The 25,677-nt window shown below is 65.3% G+C and carries 25 protein-coding genes; 18 read left to right on the top strand and 7 right to left on the bottom strand.

The genetic code is table 11. The features are described 5' to 3' along the window. Positions 1–104 precede the first annotated feature (104 nt). Positions 105–2,390, top strand: coding sequence for an NADP-dependent malic enzyme (locus AB4Y42_RS01870; protein ID WP_368688169.1), 2,286 nt, complete (start codon positions 105–107; stop codon positions 2,388–2,390). 83 nt (positions 2,391–2,473) lie between these two features. Here AB4Y42_RS01870 and AB4Y42_RS01865 read toward each other — a convergent pair whose 3' ends face one another. Beyond that, positions 2,474–2,743 carry a hypothetical protein gene (locus AB4Y42_RS01865; RefSeq protein ID WP_368688170.1) on the bottom strand — a complete coding sequence of 90 codons (270 nt, stop codon included), beginning with the start codon at positions 2,741–2,743 and terminating at the stop codon, positions 2,474–2,476. 354 nt (positions 2,744–3,097) lie between these two features. Between AB4Y42_RS01865 and AB4Y42_RS01860 the strand changes: the two genes are divergently transcribed. Continuing rightward, complete coding sequence (locus AB4Y42_RS01860; RefSeq protein ID WP_368693204.1) at positions 3,098–3,451, top strand: hypothetical protein; 354 nt, start codon at positions 3,098–3,100, stop codon at positions 3,449–3,451. A gap of 19 nt (positions 3,452–3,470) precedes the next feature. On the opposite strand, the gene AB4Y42_RS01855 is transcribed toward AB4Y42_RS01860, so the two are convergent. From AB4Y42_RS01855 to AB4Y42_RS01840, 4 genes are all read right to left on the bottom strand, one after another. Beyond that, on the bottom strand, positions 3,471–4,019 hold the full coding sequence (locus AB4Y42_RS01855) for an N-acetyltransferase family protein (protein WP_368693203.1): 549 nt from the start codon (positions 4,017–4,019) through the stop codon (positions 3,471–3,473). Positions 4,020–4,072: 53 nt separating this feature from the next. Continuing rightward, positions 4,073–4,663, bottom strand: coding sequence for a helix-turn-helix domain-containing protein (locus AB4Y42_RS01850; protein WP_368693202.1), 591 nt, complete (start codon positions 4,661–4,663; stop codon positions 4,073–4,075). 102 nt (positions 4,664–4,765) lie between these two features. Continuing rightward, on the bottom strand, positions 4,766–6,157 hold the full coding sequence (locus AB4Y42_RS01845; protein WP_368688174.1) for a uracil-xanthine permease family protein: 1,392 nt from the start codon (positions 6,155–6,157) through the stop codon (positions 4,766–4,768). A 109-nt stretch (positions 6,158–6,266) separates the two neighbouring features. Then, complete coding sequence (locus tag AB4Y42_RS01840; RefSeq protein ID WP_368693201.1) at positions 6,267–6,716, bottom strand: hypothetical protein; 450 nt, start codon at positions 6,714–6,716, stop codon at positions 6,267–6,269. A 71-nt stretch (positions 6,717–6,787) separates the two neighbouring features. Between AB4Y42_RS01840 and AB4Y42_RS01835 the strand changes: the two genes are divergently transcribed. The 9 genes from AB4Y42_RS01835 to AB4Y42_RS01795 all read left to right on the top strand — a co-directional run bounded on the left by AB4Y42_RS01835 (position 6,788) and on the right by AB4Y42_RS01795 (position 17,183). Further along, complete coding sequence (locus AB4Y42_RS01835) at positions 6,788–7,567, top strand: DeoR/GlpR family DNA-binding transcription regulator (protein WP_254316502.1); 780 nt, start codon at positions 6,788–6,790, stop codon at positions 7,565–7,567. A gap of 303 nt (positions 7,568–7,870) precedes the next feature. Further along, complete coding sequence (gene glpD / locus AB4Y42_RS01830) at positions 7,871–9,421, top strand: glycerol-3-phosphate dehydrogenase (RefSeq protein ID WP_368693200.1); 1,551 nt, start codon at positions 7,871–7,873, stop codon at positions 9,419–9,421. A 93-nt stretch (positions 9,422–9,514) separates the two neighbouring features. Beyond that, entirely contained in the window at positions 9,515–11,017 is a 1,503-nt protein-coding gene (gene glpK / locus AB4Y42_RS01825) for a glycerol kinase GlpK (RefSeq protein WP_368693199.1), read from the top strand. Positions 11,018–11,130: 113 nt separating this feature from the next. Next, positions 11,131–11,847, top strand: coding sequence for an MIP/aquaporin family protein (locus AB4Y42_RS01820; protein WP_028203061.1), 717 nt, complete (start codon positions 11,131–11,133; stop codon positions 11,845–11,847). A gap of 219 nt (positions 11,848–12,066) precedes the next feature. After that, on the top strand, positions 12,067–12,930 hold the full coding sequence (locus AB4Y42_RS01815; RefSeq protein ID WP_368693198.1) for a fumarylacetoacetate hydrolase family protein: 864 nt from the start codon (positions 12,067–12,069) through the stop codon (positions 12,928–12,930). Further along, entirely contained in the window at positions 12,927–13,679 is a 753-nt protein-coding gene (locus AB4Y42_RS01810) for an SDR family NAD(P)-dependent oxidoreductase (RefSeq protein ID WP_368693197.1), read from the top strand. Before AB4Y42_RS01815 ends, AB4Y42_RS01810 begins: the two co-directional genes overlap by 4 nt. A gap of 166 nt (positions 13,680–13,845) precedes the next feature. After that, positions 13,846–15,144, top strand: a complete 1,299-nt coding sequence (locus tag AB4Y42_RS01805) for an MFS transporter (RefSeq protein WP_368693401.1) — start codon at positions 13,846–13,848, stop codon at positions 15,142–15,144. A 24-nt stretch (positions 15,145–15,168) separates the two neighbouring features. Continuing rightward, positions 15,169–16,347, top strand: coding sequence for an L-rhamnonate dehydratase (gene rhmD, locus AB4Y42_RS01800; RefSeq protein ID WP_133180329.1), 1,179 nt, complete (start codon positions 15,169–15,171; stop codon positions 16,345–16,347). Between the two features lie 53 nt (positions 16,348–16,400). Next, positions 16,401–17,183, top strand: coding sequence for an SDR family NAD(P)-dependent oxidoreductase (locus AB4Y42_RS01795; RefSeq protein WP_069266104.1), 783 nt, complete (start codon positions 16,401–16,403; stop codon positions 17,181–17,183). A gap of 16 nt (positions 17,184–17,199) precedes the next feature. Here the strand turns inward: AB4Y42_RS01795 and AB4Y42_RS01790 are convergent, their stop codons facing one another. Then, positions 17,200–18,192: a LysR family transcriptional regulator gene (locus tag AB4Y42_RS01790; protein ID WP_368688180.1), complete on the bottom strand. Its 993-nt coding sequence runs from the start codon at positions 18,190–18,192 to the stop codon at positions 17,200–17,202. A 213-nt stretch (positions 18,193–18,405) separates the two neighbouring features. Here AB4Y42_RS01790 and rhaM point away from each other — a divergent pair, with 213 nt between their 5' ends. The 6 genes from rhaM to rhaS all read left to right on the top strand — a co-directional run bounded on the left by rhaM (position 18,406) and on the right by rhaS (position 24,368). Then, positions 18,406–18,720 (top strand): L-rhamnose mutarotase, encoded by a 315-nt coding sequence (rhaM, locus tag AB4Y42_RS01785; protein WP_368693196.1) that lies wholly within the window; start codon positions 18,406–18,408, stop codon positions 18,718–18,720. A gap of 20 nt (positions 18,721–18,740) precedes the next feature. After that, positions 18,741–19,646, top strand: coding sequence for an amidohydrolase (locus AB4Y42_RS01780; RefSeq protein WP_368688182.1), 906 nt, complete (start codon positions 18,741–18,743; stop codon positions 19,644–19,646). A gap of 28 nt (positions 19,647–19,674) precedes the next feature. Continuing rightward, positions 19,675–21,216 (top strand): sugar ABC transporter ATP-binding protein, encoded by a 1,542-nt coding sequence (locus AB4Y42_RS01775; RefSeq protein WP_368693195.1) that lies wholly within the window; start codon positions 19,675–19,677, stop codon positions 21,214–21,216. Beyond that, entirely contained in the window at positions 21,213–22,268 is a 1,056-nt protein-coding gene (locus AB4Y42_RS01770; RefSeq protein ID WP_368688184.1) for an ABC transporter permease, read from the top strand. Before AB4Y42_RS01775 ends, AB4Y42_RS01770 begins: the two co-directional genes overlap by 4 nt. Beyond that, a complete protein-coding gene (locus tag AB4Y42_RS01765) occupies positions 22,261–23,280 on the top strand; it encodes an ABC transporter permease (RefSeq protein WP_368693194.1) in 1,020 nt (339 codons plus the stop codon). The genes AB4Y42_RS01770 and AB4Y42_RS01765 overlap by 8 nt, the downstream gene beginning before the upstream one ends. An 80-nt stretch (positions 23,281–23,360) precedes the next feature. Then, positions 23,361–24,368 carry a rhamnose ABC transporter substrate-binding protein gene (rhaS, locus tag AB4Y42_RS01760; protein ID WP_324156578.1) on the top strand — a complete coding sequence of 336 codons (1,008 nt, stop codon included), beginning with the start codon at positions 23,361–23,363 and terminating at the stop codon, positions 24,366–24,368. A gap of 61 nt (positions 24,369–24,429) precedes the next feature. Here rhaS and AB4Y42_RS01755 read toward each other — a convergent pair whose 3' ends face one another. Further along, complete coding sequence (locus AB4Y42_RS01755) at positions 24,430–25,125, bottom strand: SOS response-associated peptidase (RefSeq protein WP_368688186.1); 696 nt, start codon at positions 25,123–25,125, stop codon at positions 24,430–24,432. Between the two features lie 80 nt (positions 25,126–25,205). Between AB4Y42_RS01755 and AB4Y42_RS01750 the strand changes: the two genes are divergently transcribed. Then, positions 25,206–25,532 carry a hypothetical protein gene (locus AB4Y42_RS01750; protein WP_342918658.1) on the top strand — a complete coding sequence of 109 codons (327 nt, stop codon included), beginning with the start codon at positions 25,206–25,208 and terminating at the stop codon, positions 25,530–25,532. The last annotated feature ends 145 nt before the right edge of the window (positions 25,533–25,677 follow it).

The raw sequence follows: 25,677 nt of genomic DNA, 5'->3' as shown, positions 1-25,677 counted from the left end.
TACTAAATCAAAATGGACACGTTATGAGGGCTCTCTAGAATCGCCTCATTCGAACACGACCGCCGCGCCTTCCGTGCGCGGGGCACACCACCAGAGTGAGGAACATGAACAAGACCGATCGTCAGGCCGCCCTCGAATATCACGAATTCCCCACCCCGGGCAAGATTTCGGTGACGGCCAGCAAGCCGCTCGTCACCCAGCGCGACCTCGCGCTCGCCTATACGCCGGGCGTGGCCGTGGCCTGCGAGGAGATCGTCGACAATCCGCAGAACTCGTTCCGCTACACGGCGCGCGGCAATCTGGTGGGCGTGATCACGAACGGCACAGCGGTTCTCGGTCTCGGCAACATCGGTGCGCTGGCCTCCAAGCCGGTCATGGAAGGCAAGGCGGTGCTCTTCAAGAAGTTCGCCGGCATCGACGTGTTCGACATCGAAATCACCGAAAGCGACCCGGACAAGCTCGTGGACATCATCGCGAGCCTCGAAGCCACCTTCGGCGGCATCAATCTGGAAGACATCAAGGCTCCCGACTGCTTCACGGTCGAGCGCAAGCTGCGCGAGCGCATGAAGATTCCGGTCTTCCACGACGATCAGCACGGCACCGCCATCACCGTTTCGGCCGCGTTCATGAACGGCCTGAAGGTGATCGGCAAGGACATTTCGAAGGTCAAGGTCGTGACCTCGGGCGCGGGCGCAGCGGCGCTGGCCTGTCTGGACCTCATGGTGGATCTGGGCCTGCCGCTCAAGAACATCTGGGTGACCGACATCGATGGCGTGGTCTACCAGGGCCGCACGACGCTCATGGACCCGGACAAGGAACGCTTCGCTCAGGACACCTCGGCGCGCTCGCTCTCCGACGTGATCGAAGGCGCGGACGTGTTCCTCGGCCTGTCGGCCGGCGGCGTGCTCAAGGCCGAAATGGTCAAGAAGATGGCGGACAAGCCGCTGATTCTCGCGCTTGCCAATCCCACGCCGGAAATCTTCCCCGAGGTCGCGCTCGAAGCGCGCCCGGACGCGGTGCTCGCCACGGGCCGTTCGGACTTCCCGAACCAGGTCAACAACGTGCTGTGCTTCCCGTACATCTTCCGCGGCGCACTCGACGTGGGTGCAACGACCATCACGCGCAACATGGAAATCGCGGCGGTGCACGCGATCGCCAAGCTCGCGGAAGAAGAGCTGAACGATTCGGTGGCGGCCGCCTACGGCGCCTATGATCTGCGCTTCGGCCCGAAGTACCTGATTCCGAAGCCGTTCGACTCGCGTCTGATCGTGCGTATCGCCCCGGCCGTCGCGAAGGCGGCGATGGAAGACGGCGTGGCCACGCGCCCGATCGACGACTTCGGCGCGTACACGAACGAGCTTCAGCAGTTCGTGTATCACTCGGGCGCGTTCATGAAGCCGATTTTCGCGGCCGCGAAGCAGTTCGTGCGTGACGGCGGCAAGTCGCGCATCGTGTTCGCCGAAGGCGAGGAAGAGCGCGTGCTGCGCGCCGTGCAGGTGATCGTCGACGAGAAGCTCGCGCGTCCGATCCTGATCGGCCGTCCGGAAGTGCTGCTCGCCCGCATCGAGAAGTTCGGCCTGCGCCTGAAGCTCGGCGAAGACGTGGAAGTCACGAACCCCGAGTACGACGAGCGCTTCCATCAGTACTGGACGACCTATTGGGAACTGCGCTGCCGCGACGGCATTTCGAAGGAAATGGCACGCGTGGAAATGCGCCGCCGCCTCACGCTGATCGGCGCGATGATGGTGCGCCTCGGCGACGCGGACGGCATGGTGTGCGGCACGGTGGGCGCGTATCACGACCACCTGCGCTTCGTCGACGAGGTGATCGGCAAGCAGCGCAACGCGAATACGTATGCGGCGATGAACATCCTGCTGCTCGACAAGCGCACGGTCGCGATCGTCGACACGCACGTGAACGACAACCCGAACGCCGAGCAGATCGCCGAGTTCACGCTGGCCGCGGCGCGCCAGATGGAATGGCTGAATCTGCAGCCGAAGGTCGCGCTGCTCTCGCGTTCGAACTTCGGCTCGGGCAGCTCGGCCTCGGGCACGAAGATGCGTGAAGTGCTCAAGCTCGTGACGGAAACGAATCCCGATCTGGAAATCGACGGGGAAATGCACGGCGACTGCGCGCTGGACGAGGCCCTGCGCCTGCGTATCCTGCCGCATTCGAAGCTCAAGGGCGCGGCGAACCTGCTCGTGTGCCCGAACGTGGACTCGGGCAACATCGCCTACAACCTGCTCAAGACGGGGGCGGGCAGCAACGTGGCGGTCGGCCCGTTCCTGCTGGGCGTGAACGCGCCGGTGAACGTGCTGACGTCGAGCTCGACGGTGCGACGCATCATCAACATGGCCGCTTTGACCGTGTTGCAGGCGAACCGCGACTGAGTGCAGGCATAGGACGCACGCAGTGCGTCCCGATAAAAAACGCGCGACGGCTTCTGGCTGTCGCGCGTTTTTTCTTTGGCGGGTCAGGGCGCCGTTGCGGCGAGCTGTTCGTCGATCAGGCGGCGGGCCTCACTGTAGCCGCCCATCAGGGCGTCGATATCGGAGTGGAAGGGCAGCCCGGCGGCGTTGTCGATTTTCAGGGGCGAGGGGAAGGCGCGCTCGTCGAGCGCCGCGATACTTACCACCGCTGCATAGCGAGGCCGTTCGATTTCCAGGCGCTCGAGCGGGACCGTGCCATTTGCTTCGACGCCAACGCGGATTGCGTAGCCGCGATATTCATAGGTGCGATTCATGACTGCATTGCCGTACGGATTACAACCTGCAAGGGTACGGCGTGCGAGCTTAAGTCAACCTTAGGTAAGCACTGCATGAACCGGAAGAGACCTTTCTGCGTTGCACACGAATCGAGGCAAGACGAAAGGCGCTGAAAGGCGTTGGTCGGTAAGGTGCGCAAAGAATTATCGTCCGACGATAAAAGCGTTATCGCAGGCGCCTTTCCTTAAGGTTCTCTTCAGCTTGGGGCAGGCACGATCCCATGATCGCTGCCCAGCTTCGCGCGTTGCCATGCGTATGACATTCGCGAGGCGTAGGGTGTAACCAGCCAGACTCGATATCGTTGTCCGCGCAACTTTCTGGAGTGCAGCCCCATGAAGCCGCCGACCGATCGCCTGCACGCCTACCTGTTCGTCGCTTCACTTTCGGCGATCCTCATTCAGGTCGCCGTGTTCATTTCCATTCTCCTGCTGCACGTGCCGGAACGCGCCTTCGAGTCGTCGCCGTTTCGCGTGGCCGTGGTCGCGGCCATCGTCTGCGCGCTGCTCGTCGTGCGCCGGCAGGCGCGGCGTGCCACGCGCGAGGCCGAGTCCCGCAACCGCAGTCAGGCGAAGCTGCGTGCCACGCGCGCGGCGTGCGCCTCGAAGCGCGCGGCCCGCGCGCCGCTGCGGGCGCGCCATATCCGCAACGCGATGACAGTGGCTGCGGCCCGTTCCAGCGCACGTTGAGGCGCCGGGCGCGCGAGCGTCAGCCGTCCACTGGCGGGGCGGGCATCTCCAGATTGAGCTGGTAGAACGCGGCGTCGAGCCAGCGTCCGAACTTGAATCCTGCTTCCTTGATCGTGCCCGAGTGCGTGAAGCCCAGCTTGTCGTGCAGCGCGATGCTGCCGGCATTGGTGGCGTCGATGCAGCCGACGATCACGTGAATCTGTTCCTCACGGGCGCGGCGGATCAACTCGAGCAGCAGGCGTTCGCCGAGGCCACGGCCGCGCTGGTCGCGGCGCACGTACACGCTGTGCTCGACCGTGTACTTGTTGGCGGGAAACGCGCGAAACGTACCCCAGCTCGCGAAGCCGAGCAGCGTGCCGGCCTCGTCTACGGCGCCCACCACCGGAAAACCGTTCTCGCGCTTGGTGCCGAACCACGTGACCATCGCCTCGGGCGGACGCGGCTTGTAGTCGTAGAGTGCCGTTGAATTGACGATCGCGTCGTTGAGGATCTCGAGAATCGCCGAGGCGTGGTCCGTTTCGTTGCAATCGATGAAGCGGACGCCATCGCTGCGTGAGTTCGAATTCATGGGGAATCCTCTTTAAATGTATAGGGTGAAAGATCGCGGCGTATGACGCGGGTTCAAAGACCGCTTGCGTCGCAAATGGCGACGACGTAGCGCGCGGCCTGCGAGCCCGGATTGCTGAAGATGAGCGGCTGATCGAGCCGCATGGCGAGGCAATCGCCCGCGTGAAGCGCATGCCGTTCAGTGCCCAGTTCCACGTCGATCCGTCCTTCCATCACCCAGACCTGCTGGTGAATCACAGTCTCGCGGCTGCCCGTTTCGTAGGCTACGCGCGCGCCGGCCGGGAAATCCACTTCGACCAGCTGGATCGGCGAAGGCCAGTTGGGCGGCGACACGCTCCGGCGCGTGTAGCCCGATTGCGGGTCGCGCCAGTGCGCCTGCTGTGCGCGGCGCACCAGCGGCTCGGCGGGCGCGCTCTCGCCGCTAGCGCCGAACAGGCTCGCCATCGAGACCGACAGCCCCGCCGCGAGCTTTTCGAGCACCACGGCCGTGGGGCTGGCGGCGCCGCGTTCGATCATCGAAATCATCGAACGGCTCACGCCGCTGCGCGTGGCAAGCGCGTCGAGCGTGAGGCCGCGCGTGGCGCGCAGGTCGCGCACACAGCGGGCAATGCGCTCGTTGATGCCGGCGTCGGTCGGGGTATCCATGGGGTTTGTTTCCAAGATGATGGAGTCATTATCCAGCAAATTGGAAATTAAGGTCAATAAAAAAGCGTGCGGCCCAGTATCAGGGCCACACGCTCCGCAGGGTTATGCCTTTTCCGGCAGGAACCAGTTCATCACGAGCGCACAGATGCCGCCCGTTGCGACGCCCGACTCCAGCACGTTCTTGAGCGCATGCGGCAGGCTCGTCAGAATCTCCGGTACCTGCGAGACGCCGAGGCCCAGCGCGAGCGACACAGCGATGATGAGCAGCGCGCGGCGGTCGAGGCGCGTGCCCGCGAGGATGTTGATGCCCGAAGCGGCCACTGCGCCGAACATCACCATGGCCGCGCCGCCCAGCACGGGCTCCGGTACGGCCTGCAGCACGCCGGCCACGGGCGGGAAGAGGCCCAGCACGACGAGCATGCCCGCGATCCAGAGCCCGACGTGGCGGCTGGCAATGCCGGTGAGCTGGATGACGCCATTGTTCTGCGCGAACACGGAGCTGGGAAACGTGTTGAAAAAGCCAGCGAGCAGCGAGTTGAAGCCGTTCACGAGCACGCCGCCCTTGATGCGCCGCATCCACACGGGACCTTCCACCGGCTCCTTCGAGACCTTGCTGGTGGCGGTGACGTCGCCGATCGCTTCGAGCGAGGTCACGAGGTAGATGATCAGCATGGGCACGAAGAGCGACCACGAGAAGCCCAGGCCGAAATGCAGTGGGGTCGGAATCTGGAACAGCGCGGCTTCGCGCGCGCCGGTGAAGTCGAGCCGACCCATTGCGCCCGCAACGATGTAGCCGATGGCGAGGGCGATGACGAGCGCCGTGCTGCGCACCCAGACGACGGGCACGCGGTTGAGCACGATGATGGCGCCGAGCACGAGGCCCGAGAGCGTGAGGTTCTGGACGCTCGCGAAGTTGCCTTTGGCGATGGCGCCATAGCCGCCGCCCATGCTGATGAGGCCGACCTTGATGAGCGTGAGGCCGATCAGCAGCACGACGATGCCGGTGACGAGCGGGGTGATGAGCCGCTTGATGAAGGGCAGGATGCGCGACACGGCCATTTCGACGAACGAACCCGCAATGACGACGCCGAAGATGGCGGCCATCACGGTTTCGACGGCCGTGCCCTGCTTGACCATCAGGCTGCCGCCCGCGATGAGCGGGCCGACGAAGTTGAAGCTCGTGCCCTGCACGATGAGCAGGCCCGCGCCGAGCGGCCCGACGCGCTTGCATTGCAGGAACGTGGCGATGCCGGAAATCACCAGCGACATCGAGACGATCAGCGTGGTGTCGCGGCTGGAGACGCCCAGCGCCTGGCAGATCAGGAGCCCAGGTGTCACGATCGGCACGAGGATCGCGAGCAGATGCTGGAGCGCGGCCACGAAGGCGATGGTGGGCGCGGGGCGGTCGTTGGGGCCGTAGACGAGGTCGTGGGTGAGTTCGGTGTCGTTCGCGTCGCGGGTAGCGGCGGGCGAGGTCGATGGAGCGGAGTGCATCGGGCGCGGCGGGTGAAAAGGGAAAGCGCAGCATTTTAACGGAAGCTCAGGGGGAACCCTGGGCGCGCCTGCTTCAGGGCGCGCCCAGGAACGGCGCGCCGGCGTCCCGCTATTTGCCGTTGCGCTCCCGCGCCTGCTCGGCGAGCGCCTTGTAGTCGTAGGTCGGATAGAACTCCGTGCGATAGCCGCCCCACGCGGTCTGCTCGATCGCGCGGTTCACCTCGCGCAGCCGGTCGGCGGGCACGCGCAGCGTCACGACCTGGCCGATCCCCATCATCACGTACCACGAGACCACTTCGATGCCGGGCGGCGGAAAGGCCTTGTAGAAGCCCTGTTCCGCGAGTTGCTGATTGATCTTCGGCAGCGGCTTCGACTCGTCGTGCTTCAGGAAGATCGTCAGGAGGAAGGTGCCGTCGCCGGCGGGCGTGGCGGAGGCGGCGGGCGCAGCCGGGGGCGTCGCGCCGGGGTTCGTTTGCGCGGCGGCGGGCAGCGGGGCCCACAGCGGGGCCAGCATGGCGGTCACGGCGGCGCCTGCTATCCATTTGCGTACGGCATGCATCGGCTTTCTCCTGATTCGGGTGGGCAAGCCCTTACAATAGGTCGGTCCTCACTTGCCTGCCAAACGAGCCAATGACACGAGATCCTCGCCTCACCCTGAACGCGCGCCAGCAGGAAATGCTCGAATGGGTGCAACGCGACGGCTTCGTCACGGTCGACGATCTCGCCTCGCATTTCGACGTCACGCCGCAAACCATTCGCCGCGACGTGAACTGGCTCGCCGACATGAATCTGCTGCGCCGCTATCACGGCGGCGCGAGCCTGCCCACGAGTTCGGAGAACGTCTCGTACAGCGCGCGGCAGCACATGTTCCATGATGAGAAGCGCCGCATCGCGGCGCTGGCGGCCCAGCACATTCCCGATCAGGCCTCGCTCTTCATCAACCTCGGCACCACGACCGAAGAAGTCGCGCGCGCGCTCAATCATCATCAAGGCCTGCGCGTCGTCACGAACAACCTCAACGTGGCGAGCGTGATGAGCGGCTACCCCGACTGCGAAGTGATGATCACGGGCGGCGTCGTGCGGCCCTGGGACAAAGGCATCGTCGGCGAGCACACCATCGACTTCATCCGCCAGTTCAAGGTGGATTACGCGATCATCGGCACCTCGGCCATCGAGACCGACGGCACGCTGCGCGACTTCGACACGCGCGAAGTCCGCGTGGCGCAGGCCATCATCGAGCATGCACGCACGGTCTATCTCGTAGCCGACCATTCGAAGGTCGGCCGCCCGGCGCTCGTGCGCCAGGGGCATCTGAGCCAGATTCACGCGCTCTTCACCGACCAGCCGCTGCCCGAGGAAATGAACGAGGCGGTGCTCGCAGCGGGCACGCAGGTTCACGTCGCCGCGTAAGCCGCGGGATTTTCGTCCGCGCCTTTTCCGGGCGCGTCGTCCGCGCGTTTTCTCCGTCTTCGATCTGAAATCCGGCGCGTTTCGCGAATGGGCGAGGTGTTGCCCATCGGATGCGCGTGCCAACGCGCAAGGCCCCGTTTTCATTCGCGCCTGACGACCGTTCGATCCTGTTCGGTGCATGCTCGTTTACGCACTGCTTTCGGTCAATTTCCCGTAAAACGAAACTTTACTTTTTCGTTCATGTTCGATAAATTTCGAATTCGAACATTTCGAGGTTCGTTTTTCTTTCAGGGACACAGCAGGGTGACTCAACAGAACCGGTACGATCTGCTCGTCGTGGGCGGCGGGATCAACGGCGCGGGCATCGCGCGCGACGCGGCCGGCCGCGGGTTGTCGGTGCTCCTTTGCGAGCAGGACGATCTCGCTTCGCATACCTCGTCGTCCAGCACCAAGCTGATTCATGGCGGGCTGCGCTATCTCGAGTACAAGGAATTCGGGCTCGTACGCAAGGCGCTGCAGGAGCGCGAAACGCTGCTGCGCGCGGCGCCTCACATCATGTGGCCGCTGCGTTTCGTCATGCCGCACATGCCGAATCTGCGCCCTGCCTGGCTCATTCGCATGGGCCTGTTTCTCTACGACCATCTCGCGAAGCGCGAATTGCTGCCGGGCTCGCGCGGCATCGACATGCGCCGCCATGCGGCCGGTGAGCCGCTCATCGACTCGATCCAGCGCGGCTTCGTGTATTCGGACGGCTGGGTCGACGACGCGCGTCTCGTCGTGCTCAACGCGCTCGACGCGCAAGAGCGCGGCGCGCAAATCCTCACGCGCACGAAGCTCGTTTCCGCCGTGCGCACGAGCGCCACGAACGGCGCGGATAGCGAATGGGAGGCGCTGCTGCGCCGTCCGGACGGCAGCACCTTCAACGTGCGCGCCCGCGCCATCGCCAACGCGGCCGGGCCGTGGGTGGGCGAAGTGCTCCACGGTGCGCTCGGGCGCGGCGCGCAACACAGCGTGCGGCTCGTGAAGGGCAGCCATATCGTCACGAAGCGCCTGTTCGAGCACGACCACGCGTACATCTTCCAGAACCCGGACAAGCGCATCATCTTCGCGATTCCGTACGAGCACGACTTCACGCTCATCGGCACGACCGACGTGGAGTATCACAACGATCCCGCGAAGGTCTCGATCGACGGCGACGAAACGCGCTATCTGTGCGAGTCGATCAACCGCTATTTCAAGCGCAAGATCTCGCCGGCCGACGTGCAATGGACCTACTCGGGCGTGCGTCCGCTGCTCGAGGAAGAGGGCGCGGAGAATGCGTCCGCCGTCACGCGCGACTACAAGCTCGAACTCGACGAAACCGCTGGCGCGCCGCTGCTTTCGGTGTTCGGCGGCAAGATCACGACCTTCCGCAAGCTCGCGGAAGAAGCGTCCGACATGCTGTGCCGCGTGCTGGACCACGCCGCGCCTTCGTGGACGGCGGGCGTCCCGCTGCCCGGTGGCGATATCGCGAACGCGCGCTTTGAGCCCTTCGCAGAGGACTTCGCGAGACGCCATGCGTGGCTGCCCGCCGCGCTGGCGCGCCGCTACGCACGCGCCTACGGCACGCGCGCCGAGCGGCTGCTCGACAACGCGCAATCGCTCGCGGACCTCGGCGCCGAAGTCGCACCGGGCATCTTCGAGGCCGAATTGCGCTACCTGCGCAACGCCGAATGGGCCACGCGCGCCGACGACGTGTTGTGGCGCCGCTCGAAGCTGGGCCTCCATGTCGCGCCGGGCACGCTCAACGGCGTGGCCGCCGCAATCGATCACTGGTTTGCCGCAACAAGCGCGACGGCGACCGCGCAGCACTGAAGTTCGCCGGCAGCACGCAAGGTAGGTCACGCACCCCCCACGCGCCGTCCCCGCGGCGCGTCATCACAACTAGTACAGACGGAGATGAGAGACATGCAGGAACAGTACATTCTTGCGCTCGACCAGGGCACCACGAGTTCGCGCGCCATGCTTTTCGACCGCCAGGGCAACATCGTTTCGGTCGCCCAGAAAGAGTTCGAACAGATTTATCCGCAGCCGGGCTGGGTCGAGCACGATCCGCAGGAAATCTGGTCGACCCAGGCTGGCGTCGCTGCCGAGGCCGTGACGCGCGCCGGCATGAACGGCACCAACATCGCCGCGATCGGCATTACGAACCAGCGCGAGACGACGATCGTCTGGGACCGCGAGACGGGCCATCCCATCTATAACGCCATCGTGTGGCAGGACCGCCGCACGGCCGACTTCTGCGACTCGCTCAAGGCGCGCGGCCTCGAAGAGAAAGTGCGTGCGAAAACAGGTCTGCCGATCGATTCGTACTTCTCGGCAACCAAGATTCGCTGGATTCTCGACAACGTGCCCGGCGCACGCGAAAAAGCGCGTCAAGGCAAGCTCGCGTTCGGCACCGTGGACAGCTGGCTCGTGTGGAACTTCACGAAGCACGAACTGCACGTGACCGACGTGACGAATGCGTCGCGCACCATGCTCTTCAATATTCACACGCGCCAATGGGACGACGAACTGCTCGACGCGCTCGAAATTCCGCGCAGCATGCTGCCCGAAGTCCGTTCGTCATCCGAAGTGTACGGTCCGACCAAAACCACGGTGTTCGCCTCGAAGATCCCGCTGGCCGGCATCGCGGGCGACCAGCAGGCCGCGATGTTCGGCCAGATGTGCACGAGCACGGGCATGGTGAAGAACACCTACGGCACGGGCTGCTTCCTGATGATGAACACGGGCACGCAGCCCATCGAGTCGAAGAACAACCTCGTCACGACGATCGCATGGCAGATCGGCGACGAAGTCAACTACGCGCTCGAAGGCAGCATCTTCATCGCCGGCGCGGTGGTGCAGTGGCTGCGCGACGGCATGGGCATCATCAAGAGCGCGCCGGAAATCGAAGCGCTCGCCGCAAGCGTGCCGCATACGGATGGCGTGTACCTCGTGCCGGCGTTCGCGGGCCTCGGCGCGCCGCACTGGAACGCGCACGCACGCGGCACGCTGTTCGGCGTGACGCGCGGCACGACCTCGGCGCATCTCGCGCGCGCGGCGCTCGACTCGATCGCGTACCAGTCGCTCGACGTGCTGGCGGCCATGGAAGCGGATTCGGGCATCAGCGTGGGAGAGCTGCGCGTGGACGGCGGCGCGAGCGCGAACAATCTGCTCATGCAGTTCCAGGCGGATCTGCTCGGCGTGGATGCGGTGCGCCCGAAGATCACCGAAACCACGGCGCTCGGTGCGGCCTACCTCGCCGGCCTCGCAACCGGCTACTGGCAGAACGTGGGCGAACTGCAGAGCCAGTGGAAGCTCGACCGCCGTTTCGCGCCGTCGATGCAGGGCGCGCAGGTCGACGCCTGTCGCGCGGGCTGGCAGCGTGCGGTGCGCGCGGCCAAGGCCTGGGCGGACGACTCGCACTGAGCAGCGCAGTCAGTTTTACAACCTACAAGCATAACTAATTAACATAACCCGCAGCGGGATCGCATACGCTTCGTGCGCATGCACCGCGCGGGCAGAGAGAGACTACGACAATCATGTCACCCTATATTGCGGAATTCATCGGCACGGCCATTCTCGTGCTGCTCGGTAACGGCGCCGTTGCAAACGTGCTGCTGGCAAAAACGAAGGGCAAGGGCGCCGACCTCATCGTCATCGTGATGGGCTGGGCAATGGCCGTGTTCGTGGCGGTCTACGTGACCGCCTCGTTCAGCGGCGCGCACCTCAACCCGATCGTCACGATCAGCCTCGCGCTCGCGGGCAAGTTCGCATGGTCGAAGGTCGGGGGTTATATCGCCGCGCAGATGCTCGGCGGCATGGCGGGCGCGCTGCTCGTGTGGCTTGCCTATCGACAGCACTTCGCGAACGAAGCCGACCCGGATATCAAGCTCGCGGTGTTCTGCACGGCACCCGCCATTCGCAGCAAGCGGCACAACGTGTTGACGGAAGCGATCTGCACCTTCGTGCTGATCCTCGGCGTGCTCTATCTGGCCTCGCCGCAGGTGGGACTCGGCGCGCTCGACGCGCTGCCCGTCGGCCTGCTCGTGCTCGGCATCGGCATTTCGCTCGGCGGCCCGACCGGCTACGCAATGAGCCCGGCGCGCGATCTCTCGCCGCGCATCATGCACGCGCTGCTGCCGATTCCGGGCAAGCGCGACAGCGACTGGCGCTATGCGTGGATTCCGGTGTTCGGGCCGCTTGCCGGCGGTGCCGCGGCGGCCGGTCTCTATCATTACCTGCACGCCATGCACTGACCCGCACCGCGCCTGCGCGACAGGCGCGTTGCAGTGCACCAAGCCCGCGTACGCCCCGGCGTTCGCGGGCTTTTGTTTTTCTGCGCACCCACGGCGCATCACCGTGCAAAGGGCGCGATCCGGTTTCGCTATCGCCTCATGCGGCTTTCGGATTGTTCGGCTATCGCGGCACCCCTATATTGGCTGTCAACGATCCATTCCAATCTCAGGAGACGCCGCATGAAGCTGGTCCGCTGGGGCAGTAAGGGGGCTGAAAAGCCGGGTGTGATCGATAACGAGGGGCGCGTGCGCGATCTCTCCAGTGTCACCCCGGACGTGGCCGGTAAAGGCCTCGGCGCGGCCGCGCTGCGCCAACTCGCCGGCTGCGATCTCGCCGCCTTGCCGCTTGTTCCCGCCGACACCCGCCTGGGGCCTTGCGTGGGCAGCGTCGGCAAGATCGTCTGCGTGGGCCTCAATTATTCCGATCACGCCGCCGAATCGAACATGCCCGTGCCCACGGAGCCCGTGCTCTTCCTCAAGGCAACGAGTTCCATCACCGGCCCCAACGACGACGTGCTGATTCCCCCGGGCGCGACGAAGGTCGACTGGGAAGTCGAGTTGGGCGTGGTGATCGGCGAAGCAGCGCGCAACGTGCCGCGCGAGCGCGCGCTCGATCATGTGGCCGGTTATTGCGTCGTCAACGATGTTTCCGAGCGCGCGTGGCAGATCGAGCGCGGCGGCCAGTGGGACAAGGGCAAGGGCTACGACACCTTCGCGCCGCTCGGCCCCTGGCTCGTCACGCGCGACGAAGTCGCCGACCCGCAGGCACTCGACATGTGGCTCGAAGTCGACGGCAAGCGCTACCAGAACGGCAACACGCGCACGATGATCTTCGACGTGGCCACGCTCGTTTCCTATATCAGCCAGTTCATGAGCCTGCAGCCCGGCGACGTGATCTCGACCGGCACGCCGCCCGGCGTGGGCATGGGGCAGAAGGCGGAGCCCATCTATTTGCGCGCGGGACAGACCATGCGGCTGGGCGTGAGCGGTCTGGGCGAACAACAGCAACGCCTCGTGGCGGAACAAGGAGGGCAGGCGCAATGAATCAATTGGATCTGAACAATCGAGTGATGGTCGTGACGGGCGGCGCGCGCGGTCTGGGTTATGCCGTGGCGCAACGCGCACTGCGCTCGGGCGCGTCGGTCGCGCTCTGGGACATCGACGTCGAACGGCTCGAACGCGCGCGCGCCGAATTGTCGGAACTGGGCAACGTCTCGGTGGTGACGGTCGAACTGACCGACGAAGCCTCGGTCGAGGCCGCCGCACAGCAAACCGTGAAAACGCACGGCGCGATTCACGCGCTCGTGAACAGCGCGGGCATCACGGGCGGCAATGGCCTCACGTGGGAACTGCCCGTGGACGTGTGGCGCCGCGTGATCGAAGTGAACCTGATCGGCAGCTACCTGACCTGCCGCGCCGTGGTGCCGCGCATGATCGAACAGGGCTATGGGCGCATCGTCAATATCGCCTCCGTGGCCGGCAAGGAAGGCAATCCGAATGCTTCGCACTACAGCGCATCGAAGGCCGGGCTCATCGGGCTGACCAAGTCGCTCGGCAAGGAGCTGGCCACGAAGGGCGTGCTCGTCAACGCCGTGACGCCGGCGGCGGCCAAGACCGAGATTTTCGATTCGATGTCGCAGCAGCATATCGACTACATGCTCGCGAAGATCCCGATGAACCGCTTCCTGATGCCGGACGAGGCGGCTTCGATGATCGTGTGGCTCACGTCGGAAGACTGCGCGTTCAGCACCGGCTCGGTGTTCGATCTTTCGGGCGGGCGCGCGACCTACTGAGGCGGGAAGCAGGACACGCGCGCATCGGCCGGACCACGCGCGGGATCATGATAACGGCGCGGTGGTTATAGAAAAGCGCCGACAGGAGACATCGATGTCGATCGAGGCACCTACCCTGGCACCCAAGCTGGCAACTACGCTGGCAGAAGCCGCGGGCCGCAAGGCCATGCGCCGCCTCCTGCCGTTCCTGCTCTTGATGTACGTGCTCGCGTTTCTCGACCGCGCGAACATCGGCTTCGCGCAAAAAGCGCTGCTGCACGATACCGGCCTTTCGGACACGGCATTCGCGTTCGGCGCGGGCGTGTTCTTCGTCGGCTACGCGCTCTTCGAAGTGCCGAGCAATCTCGCGCTGCACCGCGTGGGCGCGCGGATCTGGATGTGCCGCATCATGGTCACGTGGGGTTTGATCTCCGCGGCGATGGCGTGGGTGCAGTCGCCCACTTCGTTCTATGTACTGCGCTTCCTGCTGGGGGTGGCCGAAGCGGGTTTCTTCCCCGGCATCATCTATTACCTCACGCAGTGGTTTCCGCAGTCCTCGCGGGCGCGCGCCATCGGCCTGTTCTATTTCGGCGCGCCGCTGGCGTTCATCTTCGGCGGACCGTTGTCGGGGCTTCTGCTCGAGATGCACGGCACCTTCGGCCTCGCGGGCTGGAAGTGGCTCTTTCTCGTGGAAGGCGGCCTGGCCTCGGTCGTGGGCGTGTGGGCCTTCTGGTATCTCGTCGACAAGCCCGCGGACGCGCGCTGGCTCTCCGCCGACGAGCGCGGTGCGCTTACGGGCGCGATCCAGCTCGACGCGCGTGAAGCCGCCGCACACGGTCCGCGCGATGCGCTCGCCGCGCTGTTCGACCGCCGCGTGCTCGCCTATGCCGGCATCTATGCGCTGATCCAGATGAGCGTGTACGGCGTGATCTTTTTTCTGCCGCAACAGGTGGCCTCGCTCGTGGGCGCCTCCGTGGGGTTCAAGGTGGGCCTGCTCGCGGCCGTGCCCTGGCTGTGCGCCGTGGCGCTGACGTGGATCGTGCCGCGCCGTGCGGACCGGCTCGGAGGTCATCGCGCGTGGGCTGCGCGGCTGCTCGTGATGTCGGGTGTCGGCATTGCCGTGTCGGGCCTGGCGGGAGGCCTTGGCGGCACCGCGGGCGCGATCGTCGCGATGCTCGGCCTGTGCTGCGCGGCGAGCGGCTTCATCGCGGCGCAGCCGCTCTTCTGGACCTTCCCGGCGCGCGACCTGGCGGGCGCGGCCTCGGCCAGCGGCATCGCGCTCATCAATTCGCTCGGCGGTCTGGGCGGCTTCATCGCGCCGATGCTGCGCGCCGCCGCCGACCGACACTTTGCTTCCCACGCGGCGGGCCTCGAACTGCTCGGTCTTGCCAGCATTGCCGCCGCGCTGCTCATTCTTGTCGTCGCGCCGCGCGCCGTTGCGCCGGCGGCTCGCTCGTTCGAGCCGCCCGTGCGGCGCGCGCGCTAATCCTTTACCCAGGAGCTACGTAACATGGCCATGCCAACCATCAAACACGTGCGAGCCTTCACCGTGCGCGGCGGCGGCGCCGATTATCACGATCAACCCGACGGCCACTGGATCGACGACCATATTTCCACGCCGATGGCGCGCTATCCCGAGTATCGTCAGAGCCGCCGCTCGTTCGGCATCGACGTGCTCGGCACGCTCGTCGTGGAAATCGAGGCAAGCGACGGCACCGTGGGCTTCGCCGTGACCACGGGCGGCGAGATCGGCGCATTCATCGTCGAGAAGCATCTCGCGCGCTTTCTCGAAGGGCAGCGCGTGACCGACATCGAGAAGATGTGGGATCAGATGTACTACGCCACGCTCTACTACGGCCGCAAGGGTGTCGTGCTCAACACCATCTCGGGCGTCGATCTCGCGCTGTGGGACCTGCTCGGGCAGATCCGCAAGGAGCCCGTGTATCAGCTGCTCGGCGGCCCCGTGCGCGACGAATTGATGTTTTACGCGACCGGCGCGCGACCCGATCTCGCGAAGGAAATGGGCTTTATCGGCGGCAAGCTGCCGCTGCTGCATGGTCCGGCCGAAGGTGAGGAGGGCCTCAGAAAGAATCTCGAACTGCTTGCCACGATGCGCGAGCGCGTGGGCGACGACTTCTGGCTCATGTACGACTGCTGGATGAGCCTCGACGTGCGCTATGCCACGCGCCTTGCCCAGGCCGCGAAAGAGTATGACCTCAAGTGGATCGAGGAATGCCTGCCGCCCGACGACTACTGGGGCTATGCCGAACTGCGCCGCAATGTGCCGCGCGGCATGATGGTATCCACCGGCGAGCACGAGGCCACGCGCTGGGGCTTTCGCATGCTGCTGGAAATGGGCTGCTGCGATCTGATCCAGCCCGACGTGAACTGGTGCGGCGGCATGACCGAACTCATCAAGATCTCGGCGCTCGCCGACGCCCACAACGTGCTGGTGGTGCCGCACGGCTCCTCGGTGTACAGCTACCACTTCGTCGTGACGCGCCATAACTCGCCGTTCGCGGAATTCCTCATGATGGCGCCGAAGGCCGACAAGGTGGTGCCGATGTTCACGCCGCTGCTGCTCGACGAACCGGTGCCGGTGAAAGGACGGCTCAAGGTGCCGGACGCACCGGGCTTCGGCGTGCGGCTCAATCCGGACTGCAAACTTTCGCGGCCATACACGCACTGAGCGCACCGAACGCGCACCAGGCGAGGTGCATCACAAGCTACGAGGAGAAACACGTGCTGCTCAAGGACAAGGTGGTGATCGTCACCGGCGGTTCGCGCGGCATCGGCCGCGCCATTGCGATTGCGAGCGCCCGCGAGGGCGCCGATGTCGCGATCAACTACTGGGGCGACAACGACGCCTCGTACGGCCGCCGCTCGGCGATCGACGAGGTGCTGGGCGAGATCGAGCGGCTAGGGCGTCGCGCGATCGCGCTGGAAGGCAACGTGGCCGCGCCGCAGACGGGCGTGGATCTCGTGCGCCAGACGGTGGAGCGCTTCGGCAAGGTCGATGTGCTCGCCAGCAATGCGGGCATCTGCCCGTTCCACTCGTTTCTCGACATGCCGCCCGCCGTGCTCGAACGCACGATCGGCGTGAATCTGAACGGCGCGTTCTACGTGACCCAGGCCGTTGCGCGGCAAATGAAGGAGCAGGGCACGGGCGGCGCGATCGTGGCGACGAGTTCGATCAGCGCTTTGGTGGGCGGCGGCATGCAGACGCACTACACGCCCACCAAGGCCGGCGTGCATTCGCTGATGCAGTCGTGCGCGATCGCGCTTGGACCCTATGGCATCCGCTGCAATTCGGTGATGCCGGGCACCATCGCCACCGACCTGAACGCCGAAGACCTCAGCGATGAAGGCAAGCGCGCGTACTTCGAAAAGCGCATTCCGCTCGGGCGGCTGGGCGCGCCCGAGGACGTGGCCGAATGCGTCGTGTTTCTCGCCTCGGACCGCGCGCGCTATGTGACGGGCGCAGCGCTGCTCGTGGACGGCGGGCTGTTCGTGAATCTGCAATGAGCCCAGGGCCAGCGTTTCAATGAGGAGCGAGCGCGGTCGCGTGCGAACCATCGTGAGCGATATCGTCCATCTTGAAGGGCTGCGAAAAGCGCCGCAGCAAGCCGACGAAATGCTCGGCGGGCTCGGCGAGCGGCTCGTTCTTGCGCGTGAGCACGCCGTAGCCCGGCAGGCTCTTGCCGATTTCGAGCGGCAGCACGACGAGCAGCTTGCCGCGCACATGGTCGCGCACGACCGACTCGGGCAGCATGGCCACGGCGTCGAAGCTTTCGAGCAGCTGCAGCGTGGCGAAGATCGAGGCCGACTCGGTGAGATTGGCGGGCGTGCCGAGACCGGCGCGCGCGAGTTCGCCTTCGAACAACTCACGCGCGGGACTCGTGATGGGCTGCGCCACCCACGGCCAGTCCATCAGTTCCGCGAGCGTGACCTGTTCGCGCCGCGCAAGCGGATGGCGCGCGCGCACCACGAGCACGAGCGTTTCCCGCGCGATCGGTTCGAAGCTGAAGTCGTTGTGCTGCAGCGGCGTGGTGAGGCGCCCGAGGGCGAGATCGACTTCGCGGCGATGCAGCAGCTGCACGACCTGGTCGCTCGTTTCGCCGAGAATGCGCACGTGCAGCAGCGGCCGTTCGGTCTTGAGCGTTGCGACGGCTTGCGCGAGCAGGTCGGGCGCGGCGCCCATGATCGCGCCCACGGTGAGCTGGCCGTGACCGCCGCGGCGCTTGACGTCGAGGTCTTCGGCGAAGCGCGTGAGTTCGGCGAGCGCGCGGCGCGCGTAGGCGAGCGTGACGACGCCGAGCGCGGTGGGCTGCATGCCGCGCGCGTTGCGCTCGAAGAGCCGGAAGCCGAACGCTTCCTCGATGTCGCTCAGCATGCGGCTCGCGCTGGGCTGGGCCACGTTGATGGCGTCGGCGGCCTGATGAACGTTGCGCGCGTCGTCGAGCGCGACGAGCAGGGCAAGGTGCTTGAATCTGAGCCGGTTGACGAGTGCGACGACGGAAGTGTGATGGTTCATGGAGCGATCCGGTTTGTGCATCGCCCGATCCCAACATCGGATTGGTTGGCTATCGATGCGGGAATTATAGTCGGATCACAACGCAGCTAACCACGTAAAAAACGCGTGCTATCGCGCGCCGCGAAGCCAGGGCAAACACCGAGTCGACGCCTGCACCCGGTCACACAAGCGGCATGAGCGCACGACGTAACAAGGCTGGACGGAGACACGATCATGGAGACAATGGCGTTTCGCATGCAGCTCGATCCCGGCAAGCGGGACGAATACGAGCGGCGTCACCGCGAAATCTGGCCCGAGCTGGCGAGCGCGCTGCGCGACGCGGGCGTGAAGAATTACCGCATCTTTCTCGACGAAGCGACCCACCATCTCTTTGCCGTGCTCGAACGCCGCGACGATCACACCATGGACGCGCTGCCCGAGTTGCCCGTCATGCGCAAATGGTGGGATTACATGGCCGACATCATGCAGACGGATGCGCACAACGTGCCGCTGCAACAGCCGCTCGTGCAGGTCTTTCATTTGCCTTGAGCTCACGCGAGGAGCATGCCATGCAGGTCGTCGATCCACACGTCCACTTCTGGAACCTCGATACGCATCATTACCCGTGGCTCGCGAATCCGGGTACGTCGTTCGTCTGTGATGCGCGCGAACTCAAGCACAACTATCTGCCCGCCGATCTGTTGCGCGAGGCCGGCGACATTGACTTGCTCAAGGTCGTGCACGTCGAAGCGAATCACGATCCGGACGATCCGGTGGAAGAAACGCGCTGGCTGGAAGGGCTCGCGGACATTGCCGCGAACGCGGGGGAGGCGCGCGCGTTGCCCGACGCGATCGTCGCGGCCTGCGATCTCAGCTCGCCCAATGCGCCCGCGGTGCTGGAGGCGCATGCGGCGTTTGCGCGTACACGCGGCATTCGCCAGATTCTGAATGTTCACGAGAACAAGCTCTACGACTACGTGGGGCGGCATTACATGCGTGAGGCAAGCTGGCGCGAGAACTTCGCGCTGCTGGAGAAGCACGGTCTTTCGTTCGACCTGCAGCTTTATCCCTCGCAGATGGAGGAGGCCGCCGCACTCGCGCGTGCGCATCCCGGCATTCAGCTCGTGATCAACCACGCGGGCATGTTCGTCGACCGCAACAGCGTGGCGGGCTACCGCGCGTGGCGCGACGGCCTGCGCCTGCTTGCGGCATGCCCGAACGTGGCCGTGAAGATCAGCGGACTGGCGATGTTCGACCATGCGTGGAGCGTCGAAAGCCTGCGCCCTTATGTACTGGAGACGATCGACGCATTCGGCGCGGAGCGCGCGATGTTCGCCTCGAACTTTCCGGTCGACCGCCTGTTCGGCGGCTATTCGAAGCTTTGGCAGGCGTATGCGTCGATCGTGAGCGGCGCGAGCGAGAGCGAACACACGGCGCTGTTTCGCGGCAACGCGGAACGTATCTACCGCATTTGAGCGTGCGCGCAACGACAGGGAGACAGGCGTGGAAGCAGAAGCAAACAGCAGGGCCGATGACACTCCGCGGCTCGAACTGCGAAACGCGAGCAAGGCGTTCGGGCGCGTGCGGGCGCTCATCGACGGCAGCTTGAGGCTCATGCCCGGCGAGGTCCATGCGCTGCTCGGCGAAAACGGCGCGGGCAAGTCGACGCTCGTGAAGATTCTCGCGGGGGTGTATCAGCCCGACGGCGGCGAGATGCGCATCGACGGCGTGGAGCGCGCGTTCGCGACGCCCGCCCAGGCACGCGACGCCGGTATTGCGGTGATTTATCAGGATCCCACACTGTTCTTCGATCTGTCGATTGCGGAGAACATTTACATGGGGCGTCAGCCCGTGGATCGCGTGGGCCGTATCGACTACGACACGATGCATCGCGAGGTCGCGGCGCTGCTCCAGTCGCTCGGCGTCGAGCTGAAGCCCGAACGGCTCGTGCGCGGCCTGTCGATTGCGGACCAGCAGGTGATCGAAATTGCGAAGGCGCTTTCGCTCAACGCGAACGTGCTCATCATGGACGAGCCCACGGCCGCCCTCTCGCTGCCCGAGGTCGAGCGGCTCTTTACGATCGCGCGCACGCTGCGCGACCGTGGCGTGGCGATTCTCTTCATCACGCACCGGCTCGAAGAAGTCTTCGCGCTCACCCAGCATGTGACGATCATGCGCGACGGCGCCAAGGTGTTCGACGCGCCCACGGCCACGCTCAAGACCCAGGACATCGTCGCGAAGATGGTGGGACGCGACCTCGCCACGTTCTACCCTAAGGCGGACGTGCAGCCGGGCGAAGTGATGCTGCGCGTGCGCGGCCTCACGCGCCGCGGCGTCTTCAAGGACATTTCGTTCGATGTGCGCGCCGGCGAGATCGTCGCGCTCGCGGGGCTCGTGGGCGCGGGGCGCAGCGAAGTGGCGCGCGCGATATTCGGCATCGATCCAACCGACGCGGGGCAGGTGCAGATCGCGGGCAAGCCGCTGGCGTCCGGCATGCCCGCTGCCGCCGTGAAGGCCGGGCTCGCGCTCGTGCCCGAGGACCGGCGTCAGCAAGGTCTCGCGCTCGAACTGAGCATTGCGCGTAACGCCTCGCTCACGGTGCTCGGGCGACTCGTGCGCTTCGGCCTCATCTCCACGGGGCGCGAAGTGGAGCTGGCCGGGCAGTGGGGCAAGCGCCTGCGCCTGAAGGCGAGCGATCTGAACGCACCCGTGGGCACGCTCTCGGGCGGCAACCAGCAGAAGGTGGTGCTCGGCAAGTGGCTCGCCACCGGGCCGAAGGTGCTCATCATCGACGAACCGACGCGCGGCATCGACGTGGGCGCGAAGGCCGAAGTCTACGGCGCGCTCGCGGAACTCGTGAAAGAGGGCATGGCCGTGCTGATGATTTCGAGCGAACTGCCCGAAGTGATCGGCATGGCCGACCGCGTGCTCGTCATGCACGAAGGGCGCATCACGGCCGACATCGCACGTGCCGACGCCAACGAAGAGCGCATCATGAGCGCCGCGCTCGGCGAAACCAACATTCATCTGGGGCACGCCGCATGATGCGCCATTCCACTTCTCCTCATCCCCTGCACGGCGGCGAGCCGCGCCCGCAGCGGCGCAACGCGGGTGCGTGGGCCGAAGCGCTGGCGCGCAGCCGCGAGACCACGCTTTTCGTGGTGCTGCTGCTGATCGTGGGCGGCACGGCGCTCGCGCGGCCGCAATTCCTCAACCTGCAGAATCTGCGCGACGTGCTGCTCAACGTCTCCATCGTGAGCTTGCTCACGGCGGGCATGACGATCGTGATCCTGATGCGCCATATCGATCTCTCGATCGGTTCGACGGTCGGCATCAGCGCCTATGGCGTGGGCAGTCTCTACGTGGCGTTCCCGCACATGCCCGTGCTCGTGGCTCTGGTCGCGGGGCTCGCCATCGGACTCGTGGCGGGCGCGATCAACGCGCTGCTCGTGGCGGTGGGGCGCGTGCCGTCGCTCGTCGCGACGCTCTCCACGCTCTACATCTTCCGCGGCGCCGATTACGCGTGGGTGCATGGCGGCCAGATCAACGCCACGAGCCTGCCCGACGCGTATTCGCGGCTCGCCACCGGCTCGGTGCTCGGCATTCCGGTGCTGGCGCTCGTCGCGATCGTGCTGCTGGCCGCGCTCTCCGTGTATCTCAAGCAGTTCCGGCCGGGCCGCGAGTACTACGCGATCGGCTCGAACCCGGAAGCGGCGCGCCTCGCCGGCATCAACGTGGAGCGGCGCGTCGCGACGGGCTTCTTGATCAGCGGCGCGATTGCGGGCCTGGCAGGCGCGCTGTGGCTCGCCCGCTTCGGCACTGTGGACGCGAGCACCGCGAAGGGCATCGAGCTGCAGGTGGTCGCGGCCGCCGTGGTCGGCAGCGTGGCGATCACGGGCGGCGTGGGCACGATACTCGGCGCGACGCTCGGCGCGCTCGTGCTGGGCGTGATCAGCATCGCGCTCGTGGTGCTGCACGTCTCGCCGTTCTGGGAGCAGGCGATCCAGGGCGCGCTGATCGTGGCCGCCATCGCCGCCGATACGCTGCTCGCCCGCTCAGTGGCAAAACGCATGATGAGGAAACGCGACCATGGCTAAGAACGCCCCGAAACCCGACGCCGCGCTGCTCACGCGCAAGCCCGGCCTGCCGCTCAGCTGGGAGGCGCTGCTCGTCGTCATTTTCATTGCATCGCTGGTGGTGGGGCGCGTGCTCTCGCCTGTGTTCCTCACGAGCGCGAACATCAGCAACGTGCTCGCGGACCTCACCGAAGTCGCGCTCATGGCCTTGCCGATGACGCTCATCATCGTCGCCGCCGAGATCGATCTTTCGGTGGCCTCGGTGCTCGGCGCCTCGAGCGCCTTGCTCGGCGTGCTCTGGCACATGGGCTTGCCGATGCCGGCCGCCATGGCGCTCGTGCTCGTGGCAGGCGGCCTCGCGGGCCTCTTCAACGGGCTCGTGATCGTGAAGCTCAATCTGCCTTCGCTCGCGGTGACGATCGGCACGCTCGCGCTGTTTCGCGGGCTGGCCTACGTGTTGCTCGGCGACCAGGCGATTGCCGACTTCCCGCCGGGTTATACGCTATTTGGCATGAGCAACCTGGGCAGCACGTTCATCCCGTTGCCGTTCCTGATCGTCGCGGCGTGCGCCATCGTGTTCGCGATATGGCTGCAGGCCACGGCGTTCGGCCGCAGCCTCTTCGCGATCGGTGCGAACACCACGGCCGCGTCGTTCTCGGGCATCGACGTGCCGAAGATCAAGCTGCGCCTCTTCGTGCTCTCGGGCGTCATGAGCGCGCTCGCGGGCATCGTCTATACGTTGCGCTTCACGAGCGCGCGCGGCGACAACGGCGAAGGCTTCGAGCTTTCGGTGATCGCGGCGGTGCTGTTCGGCGGCGTGAGCATTTTCGGCGGGCGCGGGTCGATGTACGGCGTGCTGCTCTCGCTCCTGATCGTCGGTGTACTGAAGAATGCGCTCACGCTCGTCGACGTGTCGAGCGAAACGCTCACGATCGTGACCGGGGCGCTGCTGCTGGCTTCGGTGCTGATCCCGAATCTCGCCGCGCGCTGGCGCACGATGCGCGACCGGCGCGCGCTGGCGCGGGCGGCGTGAACGTGGTGTGAAGAAAGGCAAGGAAGTCAAGAGGCAGTCAATCAGCCGGACGCGTCCGGTACCCATCGAGGAGACGATTCATGAGAAAGCCAGTACGTCACGTGTGCACGGCCTTGCTGTGCGCGATGCTAGTGGGAGGCGGGGTCGCGGCGCATGCGGCCGGCATCAAGGAGGGGTTGAAGATCGCGTTCGTGCCCAAGCAGATCAACAACCCCTACGAGGTGATCGCCGATAACGGCGGTCTGGACGCGATCAAGGAGTTCAAGGGCGAGGGCAAGGCGGTCGGACCTTCGGACGCGGGCGCGTCCTCGCAGGTTTCGTACATCAATACGCTGACCACGCAGCACCAGGACGCGATCGTCATCGCGGCCAACGATGCGAATGCGCTCGTGCCGTACTTGAAGCGCGCGATGGATCAAGGCATCAAGGTCGTTACGTTCGACTCCGACACGGCGCCCGAAGGGCGGCAGATCTTCGTGAACCAGGCGAACGCGGAGAGCATTGGCCGCGGCCAGATCCAGCTCGTTTCGAAGCTGATGGGCGGCGAAGGCGAGTTCGCGATTCTCTCGGCCACGCCCAACGCGACGAACCAGAATACCTGGATCAAGTGGATGCAGGAAGAGCTGAAGAAGCCCGAGTACTCGAAGATGAAGCTCGTGAAGATCGCCTACGGCAACGACGACGACCAGAAGTCCTTCGTCGAGACGCAAGGCTTGCTGCAGGCGTATCCGAACCTGAAGGCAATCGTTGCGCCCACCTCGGTCGGCATCGCGGCGGCGGCGCGTTATATCTCTTCGTCGCCGAGCAAGGGCAAGGTGGCGGTGACGGGCCTCGGCACGCCTAACCAGATGCGCGCGTTCGTGAAGAACGGCACCGTGAAGGCGTTCCAGCTTTGGGACCCGGGTGCACTCGGCTATCTCGCCGCGTATGCGGCGGCCAATCTTGCTTCGGGCACGATCACGGGCAAGGAAGGCGAGTCGTTCGAGGCGGGCAAGCTCGGCAAGCGTACGATCGGCAAGAGCGGTGAGGTGATTCTCGGGCCGCCCACGACGTTCGATGCTTCGAATATCGATAACTTCAACTTCTGATTCACATTGCTGGTTTTATCGATGTGGAATGCCAAACGACCCGGCTTTGCCGGGTCGTTTGTTATTGGCCGTTCGAATCGGGCTTCGGGCTCGCGCGCGGGGGCAGGGGCTGAGGCTCGGCCGCCATTCCCTCCACCGGATAGAGATTGAGAAACGACCTCGCCTCGTCCATCGAACGGCTCGCCAGCCAGTTCTCATACTCGGAAGGCGGCACGATCACCACGGAACGTTTCTCGTCCCCGGGCTTGTGGAAACGCTTCATGAGCGGATGATCGCTCGCATTGACGGTAAGCATCGTGAACGAGTACGCCTTGCCGGCCTCGCCTTCGTCCCACTCGCGCCATAAGCCGGCAATGGCAAACGGCGCGCCATCGGCAAGACCAATGCGCCAGCGCACCGCCTTGCCGGTCTCGTAGCTCGGCTCAAAAATCGCCTCGCAGGGAATCAGGCACAGCTGCAGCTTCTTCCACGCGCCACTGAAGCTGCGCTTCTCGCCCACCGATTCGGCGCGCGCATTCATCGTGTCGAACACCTTCACACCGGGCGGAATCTGTTTGCGCGGCACCATGCCGAATGTCGCGAGCAGGGCTTCGCGTGCATCGGGCGTCACGGGCGCATGGGGGGTTGGGCCAACACGGCGGATCACCGGCGCGGCATAGTCCTTGAAAATCTCGTCGCGCCACGGGTCGTCCGGCGGCAGGACGCCGTAGTGCCTGAAGAGGTAGTCACGGCGTGCGGCGGCGTAGTTCGTGCACATGGTCGTCTCTCCGTCCCGTCCTTCAGAATCATTCTGACATGTGATAGGCTGTATAAATATACAGTGTTTTGGGGCGGAAAATGGGACGGGATCATCGTCACTTCCCTCCGCTCACGGCGGCGGAACTGGCTGAAATCTACGACCGGCATCCCTTGCCCGTCGTATTGCGGTTGCTATGGGAAATCCACCGGTTGCGCTCCACCATCAGCCGGGCAAACCAGATCCGGCTCACGATCGGCACGCGCGTCGGTAAGGCAAATACGCCTGCGGGCATGTGGGAGCGTTTCGAGCAGGAACTCGACGCGGAGCCGTGTTTGACCGATCCGCTCACGGCGCGTCAAAAGGGTTTGCTGCACGAGGGCGAGCCCGAAGGGCGGCTGAAGCGCCGGCGGCGCAACGGCGATTGAGGGTTGGCCTGCACTGCGGAGCTTCAGAGATAGAGGGCTCTCTCGAAAATGCGGCGTGCGGGGTTTCATCTCCCATCATGTGGGCTCGCACACGCTTGCCAACCATTCGTATGGCACGCTGAAATTTGGCTGTAAGTGGCGCTTG

Origin of the sequence: Paraburkholderia sp. EG286B (assembly GCF_040965655.1) — a bacterium.
In the GTDB taxonomy this organism is placed as follows: Bacteria; Pseudomonadota; Gammaproteobacteria; order Burkholderiales; family Burkholderiaceae; genus Paraburkholderia.
Note: the sequence above shows the minus strand (reverse complement) of the source record. Positions and strands in the feature narration are given on the sequence as shown.

Bases quoted from the DNA above. Each gene is read 5' to 3' on its own strand.
- AB4Y42_RS01865 (WP_368688170.1), bottom strand. From the start codon at position 2,743: ATGAATCGCACCTATGAATATCGCGGCTACGCAATCCGCGTTGGCGTC.
- AB4Y42_RS01860 (WP_368693204.1), top strand. From the start codon at position 3,098: ATGAAGCCGCCGACCGATCGCCTGCACGCCTACCTGTTCGTCGCTTCA.
- AB4Y42_RS01845 (WP_368688174.1), bottom strand. From the start codon at position 6,157: ATGCACTCCGCTCCATCGACCTCGCCCGCCGCTACCCGCGACGCGAAC.
- AB4Y42_RS01805 (WP_368693401.1), top strand. From the start codon at position 13,846: ATGCGCCGCCTCCTGCCGTTCCTGCTCTTGATGTACGTGCTCGCGTTT.
- glpK (WP_368693199.1), top strand. From the start codon at position 9,515: ATGCAGGAACAGTACATTCTTGCGCTCGACCAGGGCACCACGAGTTCG.
- AB4Y42_RS01870 (WP_368688169.1), top strand. From the start codon at position 105: ATGAACAAGACCGATCGTCAGGCCGCCCTCGAATATCACGAATTCCCC.
- AB4Y42_RS01755 (WP_368688186.1), bottom strand. From the start codon at position 25,125: ATGTGCACGAACTACGCCGCCGCACGCCGTGACTACCTCTTCAGGCAC.
- AB4Y42_RS01820 (WP_028203061.1), top strand. From the start codon at position 11,131: ATGTCACCCTATATTGCGGAATTCATCGGCACGGCCATTCTCGTGCTG.
- AB4Y42_RS01855 (WP_368693203.1), bottom strand. From the start codon at position 4,019: ATGAATTCGAACTCACGCAGCGATGGCGTCCGCTTCATCGATTGCAAC.
- AB4Y42_RS01770 (WP_368688184.1), top strand. From the start codon at position 21,213: ATGATGCGCCATTCCACTTCTCCTCATCCCCTGCACGGCGGCGAGCCG.
- rhaM (WP_368693196.1), top strand. From the start codon at position 18,406: ATGGAGACAATGGCGTTTCGCATGCAGCTCGATCCCGGCAAGCGGGAC.
- AB4Y42_RS01750 (WP_342918658.1), top strand. From the start codon at position 25,206: ATGGGACGGGATCATCGTCACTTCCCTCCGCTCACGGCGGCGGAACTG.
- AB4Y42_RS01810 (WP_368693197.1), top strand. From the start codon at position 12,927: ATGAATCAATTGGATCTGAACAATCGAGTGATGGTCGTGACGGGCGGC.
- AB4Y42_RS01780 (WP_368688182.1), top strand. From the start codon at position 18,741: ATGCAGGTCGTCGATCCACACGTCCACTTCTGGAACCTCGATACGCAT.
- AB4Y42_RS01835 (WP_254316502.1), top strand. From the start codon at position 6,788: ATGACACGAGATCCTCGCCTCACCCTGAACGCGCGCCAGCAGGAAATG.
- AB4Y42_RS01765 (WP_368693194.1), top strand. From the start codon at position 22,261: ATGGCTAAGAACGCCCCGAAACCCGACGCCGCGCTGCTCACGCGCAAG.
- AB4Y42_RS01815 (WP_368693198.1), top strand. From the start codon at position 12,067: ATGAAGCTGGTCCGCTGGGGCAGTAAGGGGGCTGAAAAGCCGGGTGTG.
- AB4Y42_RS01790 (WP_368688180.1), bottom strand. From the start codon at position 18,192: ATGAACCATCACACTTCCGTCGTCGCACTCGTCAACCGGCTCAGATTC.
- AB4Y42_RS01850 (WP_368693202.1), bottom strand. From the start codon at position 4,663: ATGGATACCCCGACCGACGCCGGCATCAACGAGCGCATTGCCCGCTGT.
- AB4Y42_RS01840 (WP_368693201.1), bottom strand. From the start codon at position 6,716: ATGCATGCCGTACGCAAATGGATAGCAGGCGCCGCCGTGACCGCCATG.
- rhmD (WP_133180329.1), top strand. From the start codon at position 15,169: ATGGCCATGCCAACCATCAAACACGTGCGAGCCTTCACCGTGCGCGGC.
- rhaS (WP_324156578.1), top strand. From the start codon at position 23,361: ATGAGAAAGCCAGTACGTCACGTGTGCACGGCCTTGCTGTGCGCGATG.